Genomic DNA, 16,335 nt, shown 5'->3' on the forward strand with positions numbered 1-16,335 from the left:
GATAATCTAACTCGGTACGTAGTTAAAACGCAGTACGAATGGGCCTATAGCTCAGTTGGTTAGAGCGCCACACTGATAATGTGGAGGTCGATGGTTCGAGTCCATCTAGGCCCACGGAAATAGCAGTTTTCCCTACGGGGCATTGGCGCAGCTGGTAGCGCGACTGCTTTGCAAGCAGTAGGTCAGGGGTTCGAGTCCCCTATGCTCCACTCCATTTGAATTTTATATAGAAAATTTTTTATTGCTCTAAAATTTGTTTTATCAGTGGCGAAAAAATACTGAAATTATGGGAAATATGAAAGATTATTTTGCAGGAGATCCACGCACAGAGCGGCAGCGTATGCTGGCGGGAGATTGGTATAGAGCTTTTGATTCCGATAATGCACTGGTCGCTCAGCGGGGTATGGAATTAACTGATGAATACTACGGAGCAGAAGTCTATGGAGAAAAAGAGCGCGCAAAAGAAATTCTCCACGAGCTGCTTGGTGAGGTAGGCGAAGATGTATATATTAAGCCACCTTTTTATGTAGACTACGGTGAAAATATCTACATCGGGGCGCGCACTTTTATTAATTTTAATTTAGTGGCGCTGGATTGCACCGAAATTCGCATAGGTGAAGATTGCATGATTGGGCCAAATGTGCAGCTCTTGACGCCTATTCATCCTTTAGAAAAAGAAGCTCGCCGCGCTAAAATTGAAAAAGCAGCCCCGATTACGCTCGGCAATAATGTGTGGCTCGGAGGCGGAGTGATAGTGCTACCAGGAGTCACGATTGGTGATAATACCGTGGTAGGTGCCGGAGCCGTCGTCACTAAAGATTTACCGGCAAATGTGCTGGCGGTGGGAAATCCGGCGCGGATTCTGCGCAGCCTAGAAGCGGAAGAGTTCCCTCCGGCGGCGCGGGCGGAAAAGAAGTAAGAAATTATAGATTTTCCCAATAGTCCGCTGCCCACGGATCTGGCCGCTCGTTGCCGCAGTTAATTTTGGGCAGTTTACCTAATTTAATTGCCAGCGCGAGTGCTGCGCAGCCGAGAAAAAATAATGAGAAGCAACCCTTTTTTCGAAAATGCATAATCTTTCCTTTTCGTAATTTACTATCTAGTCTACTGATTTCTTTTTGCACTGGTATCCGCGGCGGTGAATTTACCGGCAAGTTATGAAAAGATAGAACTATGAAAGCAACTATACACACAAATATGGGAGATATTGCGGTAGAGCTCTATCCGCAGTATGCACCGGAAACAGTAGCGAATTTTACGGAGCTAGCCACTGGAAAACGCGAATGGATAGATCCGCGCAGCGGCGAGAAAGTGACGCGGCCACTTTATGACGGAGTTATTTTCCACCGCGTAATTGACGGTTTCATGATTCAGGGTGGAGATCCGCTCGGAACGGGCACCGGTGGCCCGGGCTATACTTTTGACGATGAAATTTCGGCAGAAGTTAACTTCACAGCTCCCTATATGCTCGCAATGGCCAATGCGGGTACGCGTTTCGGTAAAGGCACCAACGGTTCTCAGTTTTTCATTACCGTAGCCCCCACCACGTGGCTACAAGGAAAGCACACTATTTTTGGAAAAGTAGTGGATGCGGATTCGCAGGCAGTAGTAGATAAAATAGCGCAAGTAGAAACCGGAGCACTTGATAGGCCGGTAGAGGATGTAGTAATCGAAACAATTTCGGTGGCAGAGTAGTCTAACTAATGCCGAGAAAAAGTATTTCTGAGCAGCTGCGCGCCTTTTGGGCCGGAATTTCCACGGGGCGGTTTCTTCGTTATGCGGAAAGCGCCCCGGTCACCTGCGGCTTAATTCTGCTTTCCGCACTACTAGTCTTAGCAGAGCGAATACAGCCAGTAATAGGCGCGCAGCTGCTCTTCTACCCACCCTTAGCTTTTTATCAGCCTTATCGCTTTATCACGGCGGCTTTTCTCCACGCTGGCCTTCTGCACTTACTGTTCAATATGTATGCACTCTGGCTAATTGGATCAGTATTAGAGCGCATAATTGGCTCTCTCCGCTTCGCACTGCTCTATATTTTGAGCGCTTTCGCGGGAAACGTCATGTTTTATGCCGTTTCGGTAATGACTAATACTATGCATACCGCGGCAGTAGGAGCTTCCGGAGCGGTATTTGGGCTCTTCGGCGCTTTACTAATTTTTACGCGCAACGTACAAGGAAATACAGCCGGTATAGCAATTTTATTGGGAGTCAATCTGGCGCTCAGTTTTATAATTCCCGCTATTGCCTGGCAAGCACATTTGGGTGGATTAATAGGTGGCACTCTCTTAATGTGGCTCTGGGTGGTAATTCGTAAGATTCGCCGCCAGCCCAGCCTGCTCCTAGATATTCTAATTGCTGCCCTTATTGCTGCTCTTTTAGTGGGAATACTCTATCTTCTCTAAGTCATTGCGGGGAGTTATTTTCTAAGAGAATTTTTAGCGGAAAACTAAAAAATTCATATAGTTCGTGCAGAGTATAATAGCTATAAAAGTACGCAAAGTGTTGTCCAAGTAAAGCAGCGCAAATAAAATTACGCAAATAAAATCGTTCAAGTATTTATCCACAGGCTTTCCCACAGTCGTGGATAAATTACAAACTTGTAATTCGCTTTTAATTTTAGAAATAGTGCGCTTTGGAAATAATTCGCTTTGAAAGTGGAGAGTGGAGCGAAAAGTGGCTACTTCCAACCCGCCGTCATAAAGAAACCAGCTAACATAAAGCCAATTCCAATGAAAAGATTGATATTGCCGTTGCTAAGCCCCGGAACCGGGAAACGCCCATTCGTTACATAAGCGGTGACTACTATTAAAAGGCCAATAATAGCTAGTGCCACCATGAGCGGTGCCCACCAGCGCGGAGAACGCTTCTCTTCGGTGGTGTTCTGTGCGCGGCGATTTTGCGCCTTGCGGCGGTCGACTACTTTTTGGCGTTTTTTAGATTCAGGCATCTTTACTCCCAACAAACTTAAATAGCTTCACAGGTAAGGATATATGGATATAGTAAAAAAAGGGAGCGGGACGCAGAGAAAAAGCAAAGAAGCGCCCGCGCAGAGAAAGTTTTAGAATAAGAGCGTGGATACAAAAGAAATACAAATAGGCGAAGTACCTCGGCATCGGGGGCGTTCTGCTTCGCATAGAGCAGAAGCCCGCAGGAGCCGCACGCAGAGTGAGCAAAGTACGGCTCCGCGCCCGCCGGCGAGCCGAAAAAGAAAGTTACTTTTTGGAGCAATAGGAATATTAGGAGAAATTCTAATTACTATTGGTATCCTCTTGGGGCTTTTTATCGTGTGGCAGCTGTGGTGGACCAACTTAGTGGGAGAGCGTAACCAAGCCACAGCGGTATCGGCTATCCACGAAGAATTTGGGAAACTACCTCCCGGTGTAGGGGAAGCACACCACGACGCTCCGCCAGCTTGGGAAAAAGCAGTAGGCCCTGGTGAGCATTTCGGAGTAATCCACATTCCGGCTTTTGGCTATGATCATCAAAGCATAATCGCCGAAGGCACCACGAAACAAGTACTAGATTTCGGGGCTTTTGGGCACTACACCGATACCGCTATGCCCGGGGAAATTGGTAATTTTTCCACCGCTGTGCACAGAGAAGTCTACGGCGCTCGCATGATAAACGTAGATAAGTTAAAAGAAGGCGACGCAATCGTCATCGAAACTGCCGATACCTGGTATGTGTATAAAATAATTAGTCACCAAATAGTAGACCCCAGTGATATTTATGTAGTTTCCCCAGATCCTTTCCGCGCGCGCGAACGGATTGAAGCCGGGCAAGATTATAGCGGGATTCACCCCACGCGCCGGCTACTTACTATTACTACTTGCCATCCGCCGGGGATTGCCAATAAACGCTGGATTGTCCAAGCAGAATTTGATAACTGGGTGAAGCGTAGCGATGGAAAACCGATAGAACTTATTGACCCAGCAGAGTTAGCGAAGAAGTAGGGAGAGGAAAATGTACGGATTTATTTGGCGGCATTTGCCGGGGCCTACTTGGCTAAAAGTAATCGAATCACTGGTGTTGATATTAGCGATAGTTTGGCTGCTCTTTAACTATGCTTTTCCGTGGTTAGTAGAAGAAACGGATTTCTTCGGCACCACTATCAGCTAAACCTGTAATTAGCTAAATAGCATTTCTGATATCGGTGACGTTCGCTAAAGCGTAGTATCCCATGCGCAACGCTACCGACTAAGCTTTCTGTAGATGCCAGCTAAGCCATGTTGTGGATGCAGGTAAAGCCCTAGTGGTAGTTGCTTTCTGCGGTAATACCTGCAGCGAAAAATATCTAGCGGAGTAACTCGCGGCAGTAATTAATAATTATTCTGTGAATAACTATTAATTTCGCGGTGGAGTTGCTGGTTGTGAATTATCGTGTGGAGGCTGGGTATTATCCTTATTCTTTGGGCCGTCCGATATAGTGAGCTTTACTCGCGTATTGAAATCAACTTTTCCAGCGAGTGGTTCCTGCTTTATCACTGTGCCCTGCGGGGAATCATCTGACTCATAAACAGTATCGTAGTTCAGTTTCCGCGCATTTAATTCATTCTGGGCAGCTTCGAGGCTCTTTCCGACCAGAGTTGGTAAAGTGACTTTTCCAGTGGATACATAGAGAGTAATTCGCGTACCTTTATCTACCGGTGTGCCGGCCGAAGGATCCGTATCGAATACTTTTCCAGCAGCTATGCCTGGTTCATCTACTTTTTCTACCGCCCCTACTATCAGACCTAAAGATTTCAACTCGGCGCGGGCGCTCTCTTCCGTATAAGAACCATTACTCAAATCCGGTACCGTCGCCTCTCCCACTCCAGATGAGAAATGCACAGTGACGGTGCTGCCTTTATCAACCATAGTGCGGATAGCTGGGTTAGAAGATACAAACCGCCCTACCGGCACTTTTTCGTCTTCTACCGGATCTCCGAGAGCAAATACTAGTCCAACTTCTTCTAAGGCGCGCCGGGCATCTGCCTGAGTCATATTCGACATATCCGGTACGCTTACGCGGGTTATTTCGGTGCCTTTATCCTGCCAAGGTAAGGCATCATTCCACGCTGCTATGCCAACTCCGGTGAGCACCAACAATATTAAAATGCCGGCTACCCATTTCCATATATTGTGTGATTTTTGGGGAGTTGACGGAATTTCAATATCGGTATCCGTTTGCCCGGCCGCTGCACCTGGAAGCGGTCCGGCAGCAATCTGGGTAGCCTCTACTGGCCGCGGCGGTATCGGCACCACCCGGGTCTTCCAAGTATCTACCTGGGGAGCTGCTACTGCTTCTCCGTGCATGGCGGCAGAAAGTTCGCGATGCATTTCGGCGGCACTTTGATAACGGTCTTCGCGCCGCTTCGCAAGTGCCTTCATCACTACTCTATCTAAAGCCTCCGGAATATCAGGAGCAATTTCCGAAGCTGGCCGCGGAGTTTGCGATACGTGCTGATAAGCTACCGCTACCGCCGAATCACCTTGGAAAGGTGGTTTGCCGGTGAGTAATTCATAAAGCAGGCAGCCGGTGGAATATAGATCAGAACGAGCATCCACTACTTCGCCGCGCGCTTGTTCTGGCGAGAGATACTGGGCGGTACCAACTACTGAATTAGTGGAGGTCATAGTGGCTGCCGAATCCGCAATTGCCCGCGCAATTCCGAAATCAGTCACCTTTACTTTGCCATCGGTAGTGAGCATAATATTGCCCGGCTTAATATCGCGGTGAATTATCCCTTCGCGGTGGGAATATTCCAGAGCAGAGAGTACGCCAATCGTAATCTGCACGGCTTCGCTTATCGGCACCGCTTTGCCGTTTTCGAGAAGTTTCGATACCGTCTTTCCGCGTACTAGCTCCATTACGATATAGGGAAGCGAAATAATTTTCCCACTGCTAGTTTTTATTTGCTCTTCGCTGGTATCGTATACCGCCACAATAGCTGGATGGTTTAGTGCCGCTGCCGAGCGAGCTTCGCGCCGGAAGCGTGCCAAAAACGTAGGATCTGCCGCTAAATCTGCGCGCAGCACTTTTATAGCTACCGTACGAGAAAGGCGAGTATCGTAGCCTTTATGCACCTGTGCCATACCACCGCGGCCAATTAAATCACCTAATTCGTAGCGGCCGCCCAGGATTCGGGGAATCTCAGTCATTATCTCGCGCTCCTATCGGTGTAAAACCACCCTCTAGCTTATAATGCCGTATTTTTCTGTAAATATCTGCTTGGAGAAGTTGCGATTGGATTACAAAATTCATTTATTCACCACCGCATTCATCACTGCTTTTGCTACTGGAGCAGCTGATTCAATTCCATAGCCGCCGTTCTCAATAAATACGGCTACCGCTACCCGTGAATTTTCTGCTGCTTCGAAACCAATAAACCAGGCGTGTGGAGCTTTAGCTCCGCCCACTTCTGCCGTTCCCGTTTTCCCTGCCATCTTAATGCCAGGTACCTGTACACGTGCTCCGTAATTTTTTTCTACCGCATCCTGCATCATTGAAGAAAGATACTGGGCAGTGGCGGAAGAAATCGGAGAAGCCAGCACGGTGGGAGAAGTTTGGGATACGGGTGCAAAATCCGCACTTAATACTTTGTCGATTAAATACGGCTGCATCATTTCACCGTTATTTGCAATTGTCGCGGCCACTAAGGCCATCTGGAGGGGACTGACCTGCACATCTTGCTGGCCAAAAGCATCCATAGCTAAAGCGGCTTTACTGGCTGGCTTCGGTAACCGGGAAGGGCGCACCGGAAGTGGCGTAGTTAAATCTTTATGGAAACCAAATTTTTCGGCCGTCGCTATGAGTTTTTCTGCCCCTAAATTAGCGCCAGCAATAGCGAAAGCCGTATTGCAAGACTCCACTAAAGCGGTGCGCAAAGAAGCCTTCCCGGAGCCATCTCCACAGGCCCCACCGGTATTATGCACCACAGAATTAGTTTCTGGAAGTGTCCACGTGGTGGGAGCATCTATCACAGACTCCGGAGAAGCACCTTCTTCGAGGAGAGCTGCGGCGGTAATTACTTTAAAAATTGACCCCGGCGGGTAGAGGTCATCACCTAAAGCTCGATTTAAAAGTGGTTTATCGCTTTGAGCCGATATTTCTTCCCAGTACTGCTCAGCTGCTTTCTTATCTTGGGTGGCTATCCCATTTGGATCGAAAGCTGGTGAAGAGAGTAAAGCGAGAATTTTTCCGCTCTGCGGATCGATAGCTACGACGGCGCCGCGGCGCCCCGCTAGTGCCTCATAGGCAGCTTTTTGCGCGGCAGGATCGATAGTGAGAGCTAAAGCTCCTCCTTGCGGCTGGGCGCCGGTAAATAAATCTTCAATGCGCTGCGCCCACAGCGAAGAATCGGAACCTCCCAATACCGAATTACCGTATTTCTCTAGTCCGGTCATCGAGTTGTGCGTGACGGAGAAATAGCCAGTGATATGGCTGTAGAGATCTCCTGCCGGATAATTACGCTGATACTTATAGATGCCCTCAGTAGGGGTAGAGCTAGCTATCGCATCTCCAGCTACGATAATTGGCCCACGTTCGGTACCGAATTCTTTATAGAGAGTACGAGCATTGCGGGTATCGGCGTTGAGTGCATCGGCGCGAAAGAATTGGATATAGGTCGCCGCCAGCATAAGCGTCACAAACATGACGATGACGGTGAGAGAGAGTTTCCGTAAAGGTGGATTCATAGGTGTACCACCTCCGTCGGGTGTGAATCTGTATCGGGGGAATCCGCGGCGGAATCAACATTAACTCCATCTGCGGCGTCGTCATTCTTTTCCAGGAGAGGAGTTAAATCTGAAGTATTTAACTGGGAAAGTGGCGTAGTGGCGGGCTTATAGGGGCGGCGCGCATCGCTAGACATACGCAGTAAAATTCCTACTATTATCCAATTGGAAATAAGTGCCGAACCACCTAAAGCCAGAAACGGCATAGCCAAGCCGGTGAGGGGAATTACGCGCGTCACTCCTCCGACGACTACAAAGCATTGCAAGGCGATGGCGAAGCCAAAACCGCCAGCGAGAAGTTTCCCGAAACCGTCGCGCAGATGAAGGCCGATATTGAAAGCGCGGAAAATAAAGAGTAAGTAAAGACAGAGAATAGCTATTAAACCAACTAGTCCTAGTTCTTCCCCTAAAGAAGCAATTATAAAATCAGAATTAGAGGCGAAAGACATAGTCGGATAGCCTTTTCCCCAACCAGTGCCGAGTAAACCACCAGAGGCCAAACCAAACCAGCCTTGGACTAGTTGATAGGAACCGTAAGGAGAATCGTATACTTGCTGGTCAAAAGCGTGGAGCCAGACGGTGATGCGCGCTTGGATATGCGGCATGATTTGAATGATGAACCAAACTCCGATGCTGGAGAGTAATCCACCAATTACAATCCAAGAAATTCGCTCGGTGGCGAGGTAGAGCATAGCTACGAATAAGCCAAAGAACAGCAGCGCCGTGCCGAAATCTTTTTCAAAAGCCAGAATTGCTAGCCCGGCCAGCCACGCAACTAGAATTGGGGCGGCGTGGCGAAGTTGTGGAAACTGGAGTCCAAATAATTTTTTCCCAGCTAGAGCTAGGTTATCGCGCTGTACCACTAAATATCCGGCAAAAAATATCACGAAGCAGATTTTTGCTAATTCGGCGGGCTGGAAGCTAAAACCGGCCAGAGAAATCCAGAGCCGAGCTCCGTAAATTTCTTTACCGATTCCCGGAGTGAGCGGCAATAATAGCAGGGCAATTCCGAGTAAAAGCGAAGTGTAAGTGAATTGCCGCAACCGGCGGTGATCGCGCAGGAAAAACAGCGTTAGCAGCATGAGGATAATTCCCCCACCCGTCAGTATTAACTGACTTCCGACTTCGGCATGGCCGGGTAAATCGTAATCAATACGGTGAATCATCGCGAGGCCGATACCGTTTAGTGCCACTGCTACCGGGAAAATTATGGGATCTGCCCACGGAGCTAATTTCCTGATGAGGAGATGAGCGGCGAAGAGCCCCAATGCAGTGATGCTAGCTCCGAGAATAAAATTTCCGGACCACGGGGAAGAAGCAGCGTCTGTAGTTCCTTGTGTCACTAGCAGCCACGCTGTCAAAGAGATAGCAAAAGCCAACAGAAGTAGCCCGAACTCTGGAATTCTTCCAGAGCGGGCCGGCCGCTGGGCAATTACACTCATTTATCGCCTCCCGGTTTTGCGGCGGGAGAATCTTGCATGTTTTTATATAGATTAGCTACCACCGTTTGAGCTTCGGGAAGAGAAGAACGTGTAATAGGGGTCTGGAGCCGATTTTGGACTACGGGAGAAAGTGAATCCAGACGTAAAGAAGTCTTGGTGTGGAGAGAGCTCAAATGAAGCGGCCCTACTTTTTGGGGAATCCCTTTATAGATAGCCACATACTCGCCGGCCGGAGCTACAAAATATTGACTCTGCGTCCACATATATCCGGCGCCACTCCCACCACCTAAAACTAATAGCGCGCCGACTAGAGCCGCAATACGCGCGCGCCGCGGGCGTTTAGGTGGATTAGTAGGTAGAGCGGGGGAAGGATTGTCGAGTAAACTGAGTGCTTTTTCTGCTGCGGAGGCTGGATTGCGCTGCACCTGCACTGGATTCGCACAAGCAGCTCCCACTATGAGGGGTTTCTGCGGGAGAGTATCAGCAGTTTCGGTATCTACAACATCGGCGATAATTACGGTGACGTTATCCGGGGCTCCTCCGGCCAAAGCTAAGCTCACTAAATGTTGGGCACATTCATCAGGATCACTGTAGGAACTAAGCGTGGATTGCAGCATTTCTTCAGAAACGACTCCGAATAGACCGTCGGAGCAGAGCAGCCATCTATCTCCTACTTTTGCTTCGCGCAGTGATTCATCTAATTCGAGTTCTTCTGGACTATCGCCGAGTGCTCGCATAATTACATTGCGCTTGGGGTGATGGCGAGCTTCTTCTGGTGTCAATTTTCCTCTATCCACCAGGTACTGCACAAGAGTGTGGTCATGGGTCACTTGTGTCAGTTTTTCTTTTCGCAATAAGTAAGCGCGGGAATCGCCAATATGTACCATGGCGAGTTTATTTCCTGAGCGAAGAATTGCTACGCAGGTAGTACCCATTCCGGAAAGCGAAGAATCCACTGCCGTGCGCATAATTAAATCTTCGTGGGCGTCTTGGAGTGAATTGCGTAGGCGCCGCAAAAGATCGTCGGCTGGGTATACGTCATCGTTTAAGGAGAGATGGGCGACGGTGACGGAGGAGGCGATATCTCCAGCGGCAGCTCCGCCCATGCCGTCTGCCACTACCAGTAAATTTTCTGAAGCATAGCCAGAATCTTGGTTAGATTTTCTAATCAAACCAATATCCGAATAAGCTGCATACAGAAATTTTATTGCCATTAGCGCAACTCCAATACCGTCTTGCCAATAGTGATTGGCACACCGGCCTGTAGTTCAGTAGGCGTACTAATTCTCTTTTTCCCTACCCAAGTGCCGTTAGTAGAGTTCAAATCTTCTACGTAGTATTTTCCTTCTGTGCGATAGAAGCGGGCATGCCGAGCAGAGGCAAAGCCGTCGTCCAGCACCAGAGCCGAATCAGGTGATCGGCCTACGGAAATAGTGGAATTACCAAAGGGAAGTACTGTACCGGCGAGCGGCCCGGCTGTAACTACCAGACTGCCGCTAGTTTCGGGAGCATTAGAGCTTTTTCGCGCGGGGCGGCGGCGATTTTTTGATTTCGGGGCCGGGAAAAAACTGGCGCGCGATTTTACCTGCGTACCAAAGACATCATTACGTACCGTTCTCACCACTAAGAGTACGAATGCCCAAAGCAGAAGGAGAAAACCAAAACGTAATAAAGTGATAAAAAGAGTGCTCATGCTGGCTCCGAACTCGCCCAATACATAATGCGCGTACGCCCGATAGTAATAGTGTTCCCATCTACCAGCGTGGCAGCTGTAATGCGATGACCTTCTACGAAAGAGCCGTTAGTGGTATTTAAATCGCGCGCAATCACTCCGCGCGGAGTAACTCTTATCTCTAGATGTTGCCGGGAAACTCCCGGATCATCTACTGTGATATCGCATTTTGAGCCCCGCCCGATAATAGTAACCGGCCCGGTGAGGACGTAGCGTTCTTCGCCAATTTCAATGATTGGATCTTCGGCATTACGGGTGGGTACCGTGGCGGGAGCGACGGCTCCACGGCGGGAACTGCCGGAAACGGTGATTTTTCCAATCGGCAAATCATTGCTTTTCTGGAAGGAAATTTCTAGCGGCCCGAGGAAGGTATAACGCTGCTCGCGGGCATAATCTTCGGCGGTGCGCACTAGCTCTTCTACTAACTCCGATTCTCCCCATTCGGCTAATTTGCCAAAGTCATGCTCGGAAATGGCAATTAGAAAATGATTGGGCACGATAGTGCGCTCGCGGGTAAGAGCAGTGGCTTGATCGTCCATCGATTTTTTAATACCAGTGGCTAATTCGACGGGCTGTAAATCGGAGCGGAAAGCGCGGGAAAATACATTATCCACTACATTTTCCATATGCTTTTCAAATTTATCGAAAGCTCCCATGGACAGCTCCTTAAATTGCTTCTCTGCTGGTACGGCATTTGCCGGATATCATAGTATAAATCATAGCCGTTTCTAATGCGGAGAAGCAGATGCTGAGAAAAATAATAAAATAGATGCTGGTGGCGTGTATCACGGAGTAGATGCAGAATTATTATTTGAATAAGCTCCTATTAGACGTGTAAGCTACTAGCGTTCGTTGCTTTGGCTCGAGTGGCGGAATAGGCAGACGCGCACGGTTCAGGTCCGTGTGCCCTTACGGGCATGGGGGTTCAACTCCCCCCTCGAGCACTATTAAATTAAATATTCTTAATAACATTGCACCCCCCAGATTTGAACTGCTCCCCATTAGTTGGACTGAGAAATGAGTTACCGTCTAGTGGGGAGCAGTTTTCATTGAGAGCACGAAGTTCGCTGAGTGAAAGTCAGCGTGAACAGTTGATAGATCTTTTTGAGCAGGGCATGGGCTATGGAGCTGCTGCCAGTGTTCTTGGGGTCTCCAGACACGCCGTCCGTAGCCTCTATCGTCGGTTTCATCTGCATGGCAGGCTGTGTCTTGTGCAGAAACCGACAAAGCAACAGTACTCGTTCGAGATTAAAAAGGAAGTCGTCGAACGCTATCTCGCGGGTGAAACGAAGATGGATCTTGCCCGCGAGTTCAGTTTGTCCTCTGACGATCTCGTTAAAGCGTGGGTTCGCGCGTGGCGCGACGATGGAGATGAGGCGTTAAAGCCAAAGCCAAAAGGCAGGCCCAAAGGATCTAGTAAGCCAAAGGCGCTCAAGGAAGAAGACAAGCTACGCCGCCAGATCGCGCGGTTGGAAGCGGAAAACGCCTATCTAAAAAAATTGCGGGACTTGAGGAATCAGGGACACGCCTGAAAGTCCAGGCGATTGTCATCCTCAAGTCACACCACCGTCTGGAGTATCTCTTGGACGCGGCAAGTATGCCACGATCGACGTTCTTTTACCACCAGAAACGACTCAATAATCCGGATAAACATGCTGTACTTAAGGACGCGATTCGAGAAAGCTTCGAGCGCAATAAACACCGCTACGGATACCGGCGAGTCTTGTTGGACCTGCGTAACCAGGGCTGGGTGGTCAACCACAAACTTGTCTTTAAACTCATGCGTGAAATGGGTCTTCGAGCCAAAATCCGTCAACGCAGGCCCTATGTTTCCTATGCCGGCACCATCAGTCATATCGCTGAGAACAAACTTGAGCGAAACTTCACCCCGGATACCCCAAACACCACCTTTGCAAGCGATGTCACCGAGTTCAGAGTTGCAGGCCGCAAGGTGTATCTGTCACCAGTGATGGATCTGTTCGACCGCTCAATCGTTGCCCACACTGTGGCTACATCGCCGTCGACCGCCTTTACCGCTGATTCCTTGACCAAGGCGATTACCGCTTGTGCACCTGAGTCTGGCTGGATGATTCACACCGACCAAGGCTTCCAGTACCAGCACTCGTCCTGGCGGAATTTGATTCATGACAACGGTGGTGTTCAGTCAATGTCACGAAAAGGTAATTGTTACGACAATGCAATCATCGAGAACTTCTTCGGACACTTGAAGACCGAGATGTATCACGGTGAAGTCTTCAACACCATCGCAGAGTTCAATCAAGCAATCGACGAGTACATCCAGTGGTACAACACCGAACGCATCCAACAACGACTCAAGGGCCTAACCCCAATGCAATATCGGAATCAGGCCCTTGAACCCCTAACCGCCTAGAATTAAACCAGTCCAACTTTCGGGGGCTAGTTCAATTTTTCTGGGGGGTGCAGTGTTAATTTACTTGATTATTTTATTCGGCATTTTCTCTTTTCCGCTGATAGCGGGTGATGCCAGTACCAAGTCCAGCTGTCAACAAGCCGAGAGAGAGCAGACCAGTCAAAGCTACGCCAGTCTTTGCTAAACCAGATTTAGCATTGTTGGAAGCGCCAGGCTGCATCTTATCGCTCTGGGTACCAGCCTGGGAGCCAGATTGATTATCTGGGTTTGGCTGAGGTTGAGGCTGGGGTTGAGGTTGCGGATCCGGGTTCGGATTTGGATTTGGATCCGGGTTCGGATTTGGATTTGGATCCGGGTTCGGATTTGGATTTGGATTCGGATTTGGATTTGGATTCGGGTTCGGATTCGGGTTTGGATCCGGGTTCGGATTCGGGTTCGGATTCGGATTCGGCTCCGGCTCTGGATCCTTCTTCTCTGCCTTCGGCAAGGTCACTGGCTGTGAAACAGCTGAACTAGAAATAGCATCCATTATAGAGGTGGAAAGGTAGCGTGCAGTTACTTTAGCTTCAGAATTGGCTTCTGCTTCTTCTTTTGTAAGTTGCAACTGTGCTTTTCCGTTTTCTAATGCTACTGGAGCGCCGAGAGCAGTTCCGCTTTGTAATGCCGCTGGAGCATTAGCTGCAGCCCTGCTTTGTAGCGCTGCGGGAGCATTGGATGCAGCTTGTTCGATGTAGAACTGTACTGTTCCAATCGCTGTCCGGTTATCGTTCGCAGCACCAGCTACTCCTGCATTCGCCTTTACTTCAGCAGTTATAGTTACGCTTCCATTTTCCGCCTTTACTGGCGCACTTAAAGTAACTTCTGACTCAGGCAGCTTGTGCTCAGTCTTATAAGAGATATTGCTATCGGGTACATTATCTTCATCGCTGCTCATAGAATTGATTACATCTCTGAGCTTGCTGGTAAGGAGGAAGCCCATTTGCCCTTCGTCAAAAAGACTGGGGGTAGGAGCGGGTTGCCCTTGCTCATTCTTCGCCTTGGGATCTCCCATCAATGCTTTATTGAGGATTCCAGAGAGAATATTGCCCGTCATATTAGGCATATCAATGCCCATTACTGCATAAGGCAATTTATCGAGAGTACCAGTGAGAGTTTGATATACCCAACCATTATCATTTACTAACTTCGGCAGTAACTTGGAAAGATTTATCGGGAAGCCAGCCAGATTCACCTTTCCAGGTGCTTCATTGAAGGTAATAAGTGGCTGAGTACCTTCTCGATAAGGGAGAGTCTGCTTATTAGTGGTGTCATAGGCTTTGATATTGGTAAGCTCATTCATCTGGATATTTTTACCAAGTGCCTGAATTACCGGATAGAGATTATCCCCATCTATAGCCGTTTTAACTATTTTCTTTATGACCGTACTATTTTGGGCGTTATCTTTTACTTCCTTGAACCAAGCAGGCATTTCGGCGACTTTTTCATTTTCATCTCCGCGCAGATTCAACTGATAAACCGCAGTAGCAAAATCTTCTACGGTCTTTTCATAGTTGTTTTCGTCTAGAGCTAATTTCGTCGTCATTACCTTGTTAATGAAATTCGTAATAGCTTTCTCCGTATCGGCATCTATCTTCCCGTTCGCGGTGGCGCGATCAATGCCTTTAATGAGTCCATCTACTATGTATTCCGCAGCTTCTGAATGGAGATCAATAAACTTCAATTGCCCGTCTAGCAATGTCGAAGTATCAACCTTTTCTAGCTGTCCCTTTAATAAGGCGAACGCCATAGTCTTAAGATCAGTGCCGCTCATATTCATGGGCTTCACGATATTCAGATATTGCTCGAGCCCGCCGGCTGCTTTAATTCCAGCTGCGTGCTTGTTGAGGAAAGAAATAGCGAAAGTACTTACTAATTCTTTAGAAATCCGATTTTGCGGGCTATTTTTCGCATACTCAGTCAGATTTGGAATTGTCTGGGTTTTTCCTTTTACATCTGTGAAACTGATATTGGTCAGCCCGGTATCTTCCATGAATACTTTTCCGGTTAAAGTACTCTCCACCTTGCTTCCGTCCGTGGTGCTACGCGTGATATCCACTTGCCGCATGGGATTCGGATAGGTGAGCAAAGAACCAGTTTCAATATCTACGAGGCGGTTTCCAGCCTTCGTCGTCATTTCCGATACGTCATTAGTGTGTGCATGACCCGTAAATACATAATTTATTCCTGCATTTGCTAGGTTTGTGGCCACTGACTTGTAGTTATCTATTAAATACATAGGCAGTACTTTTGGCTGTGCTGAGAAATGAGGCACCCAGCCATGATGGCCGAAAGCTATTACGACGTCGCCGCGATCCTTCGCAGTTTTAGCTTGTTGAGTGATCCAGGTCTGCAGCTTCTTATCGATAGCTCCAGAAACTTCATTCTCCGGTAAGTACTTTCCAGAATCTACAGCAATGATGGTGTATCCCGGGGCGGGGCGAGCCACATAGGAAAGTTCACCAGCCACATCTGGCCCGGGGGCACTTCCGGGCGATTCAAAGCGCTCAATTACTGAATCGTCATTGTAGATATCCTTGTAAATTTCTTGGAAATCTTTAGCAGTGGTGGGGGTGGCAGTTTCATTAGAGAAACTTACGCCATGCTTGTTGTTTATATCGTGATTACCATTGATAACGTACACTTCGCTGCCTGGTAAAGCTTGCTTTATTTTTGCTAAACCAGCTGCCACTACTTTATGACTTTCCTGCTCGCCGTCTTTCGTAAGATCGCCGGATATAAGTACTACATTGGGCTTTTCTTTAATTACCCGATTTACGGCGGCGTTATAAATTGCTTCTGATTCAGTGATAAGTTTGCGATCTGAATCAAGAACCTTCGCATATTCTGGAGTGTCAGCAATTAGGCTGTGCTCCAGTACATGCGTATCGGAAAGGGAAATTACAGATATTTTATCTGCGGAGGGCGCTTCTGCAAATGCTGCACTAGGCACTAGCGCGGCAGTAGCAAGTGAAAGCACTGCTGCACTAGAGAAGGCAATTTTCCATCTAGACATT

The 16,335-nt window shown here is 48.4% G+C and carries 13 protein-coding genes, 3 tRNA genes and 2 pseudogenes; 10 read left to right on the forward strand and 8 right to left on the reverse strand.

Annotated elements, in window-relative coordinates; translation table 11 throughout:
- Positions 1–40: 40 nt before the first annotated feature.
- From BQ7117_RS00770 to BQ7117_RS00790, 5 genes are all read left to right on the forward strand, one after another.
- A tRNA-Ile gene (locus tag BQ7117_RS00770) sits at positions 41–114 on the forward strand.
- A 22-nt stretch (positions 115–136) separates the two neighbouring features.
- Positions 137–209, forward strand: a tRNA-Ala gene (locus tag BQ7117_RS00775).
- Positions 210–286: 77 nt separating this feature from the next.
- A complete protein-coding gene (locus tag BQ7117_RS00780) occupies positions 287–919 on the forward strand; it encodes a sugar O-acetyltransferase (protein WP_073996917.1) in 633 nt (210 codons plus the stop codon).
- Positions 920–1,173: 254 nt separating this feature from the next.
- A complete protein-coding gene (locus BQ7117_RS00785) occupies positions 1,174–1,695 on the forward strand; it encodes a peptidylprolyl isomerase (RefSeq protein WP_073995762.1) in 522 nt (173 codons plus the stop codon).
- A gap of 8 nt (positions 1,696–1,703) precedes the next feature.
- Positions 1,704–2,402, forward strand: coding sequence for a rhomboid family intramembrane serine protease (locus tag BQ7117_RS00790; protein WP_073995763.1), 699 nt, complete (start codon positions 1,704–1,706; stop codon positions 2,400–2,402).
- 275 nt (positions 2,403–2,677) lie between these two features.
- Here BQ7117_RS00790 and BQ7117_RS00800 read toward each other — a convergent pair whose 3' ends face one another.
- Complete coding sequence (locus BQ7117_RS00800; RefSeq protein ID WP_073995765.1) at positions 2,678–2,947, reverse strand: cell division protein CrgA; 270 nt, start codon at positions 2,945–2,947, stop codon at positions 2,678–2,680.
- A 124-nt stretch (positions 2,948–3,071) separates the two neighbouring features.
- Here BQ7117_RS00800 and BQ7117_RS00805 point away from each other — a divergent pair, with 124 nt between their 5' ends.
- Both BQ7117_RS00805 and BQ7117_RS07725 read left to right on the forward strand, forming a co-directional pair.
- Positions 3,072–3,953 carry a class E sortase gene (locus BQ7117_RS00805; RefSeq protein ID WP_084789795.1) on the forward strand — a complete coding sequence of 294 codons (882 nt, stop codon included), beginning with the start codon at positions 3,072–3,074 and terminating at the stop codon, positions 3,951–3,953.
- Between the two features lie 10 nt (positions 3,954–3,963).
- On the forward strand, positions 3,964–4,119 hold the full coding sequence (locus BQ7117_RS07725) for a hypothetical protein (protein ID WP_202613011.1): 156 nt from the start codon (positions 3,964–3,966) through the stop codon (positions 4,117–4,119).
- 225 nt (positions 4,120–4,344) lie between these two features.
- Here the strand turns inward: BQ7117_RS07725 and pknB are convergent, their stop codons facing one another.
- The 6 genes from pknB to BQ7117_RS00835 all read right to left on the reverse strand — a co-directional run bounded on the left by pknB (position 4,345) and on the right by BQ7117_RS00835 (position 11,546).
- On the reverse strand, positions 4,345–6,141 hold the full coding sequence (gene pknB / locus BQ7117_RS00810) for a Stk1 family PASTA domain-containing Ser/Thr kinase (RefSeq protein ID WP_073995766.1): 1,797 nt from the start codon (positions 6,139–6,141) through the stop codon (positions 4,345–4,347).
- Between the two features lie 99 nt (positions 6,142–6,240).
- The gene (locus BQ7117_RS00815; RefSeq protein WP_073995767.1) at positions 6,241–7,677 is read right to left on the reverse strand and encodes a peptidoglycan D,D-transpeptidase FtsI family protein; all 1,437 of its coding nucleotides are present in this window, start codon (positions 7,675–7,677) and stop codon (positions 6,241–6,243) included.
- Positions 7,674–9,158, reverse strand: a complete 1,485-nt coding sequence (locus tag BQ7117_RS00820; protein WP_073995768.1) for an FtsW/RodA/SpoVE family cell cycle protein — start codon at positions 9,156–9,158, stop codon at positions 7,674–7,676. The genes BQ7117_RS00815 and BQ7117_RS00820 overlap by 4 nt, the downstream gene beginning before the upstream one ends.
- Complete coding sequence (locus BQ7117_RS00825; protein ID WP_073995769.1) at positions 9,155–10,372, reverse strand: PP2C family protein-serine/threonine phosphatase; 1,218 nt, start codon at positions 10,370–10,372, stop codon at positions 9,155–9,157. The genes BQ7117_RS00820 and BQ7117_RS00825 overlap by 4 nt, the downstream gene beginning before the upstream one ends.
- Positions 10,372–10,851 (reverse strand): FHA domain-containing protein FhaB/FipA, encoded by a 480-nt coding sequence (locus BQ7117_RS00830; RefSeq protein ID WP_073995770.1) that lies wholly within the window; start codon positions 10,849–10,851, stop codon positions 10,372–10,374. The genes BQ7117_RS00825 and BQ7117_RS00830 overlap by 1 nt, the downstream gene beginning before the upstream one ends.
- Complete coding sequence (locus tag BQ7117_RS00835) at positions 10,848–11,546, reverse strand: FhaA domain-containing protein (RefSeq protein ID WP_073995771.1); 699 nt, start codon at positions 11,544–11,546, stop codon at positions 10,848–10,850. Before BQ7117_RS00835 ends, BQ7117_RS00830 begins: the two co-directional genes overlap by 4 nt.
- 204 nt (positions 11,547–11,750) lie before the next feature.
- Here BQ7117_RS00835 and BQ7117_RS00840 point away from each other — a divergent pair.
- The 3 genes and pseudogenes from BQ7117_RS00840 to BQ7117_RS07520 form a co-directional block, all read left to right on the forward strand.
- Positions 11,751–11,834, forward strand: a tRNA-Leu gene (locus BQ7117_RS00840).
- Between the two features lie 105 nt (positions 11,835–11,939).
- Positions 11,940–12,077 (forward strand): annotated as a pseudogene (locus BQ7117_RS07950) (helix-turn-helix domain-containing protein); the annotation flags it as partial.
- Positions 12,078–12,092: 15 nt separating this feature from the next.
- Positions 12,093–13,282, forward strand: a pseudogene (locus BQ7117_RS07520) (IS3 family transposase); the annotation flags it as partial.
- A gap of 73 nt (positions 13,283–13,355) precedes the next feature.
- On the opposite strand, the gene BQ7117_RS07600 reads toward BQ7117_RS07520, so the two are convergent.
- Positions 13,356–16,334 carry a metallophosphoesterase family protein gene (locus tag BQ7117_RS07600; RefSeq protein WP_073995774.1) on the reverse strand — a complete coding sequence of 993 codons (2,979 nt, stop codon included), beginning with the start codon at positions 16,332–16,334 and terminating at the stop codon, positions 13,356–13,358.
- Position 16,335: the final 1 nt, after the last annotated feature.

The sequence above is a fragment of the Arcanobacterium urinimassiliense genome (assembly GCF_900119495.1).
Classification (GTDB): Bacteria; Actinomycetota; Actinomycetes; order Actinomycetales; family Actinomycetaceae; genus Arcanobacterium_A; species Arcanobacterium_A urinimassiliense.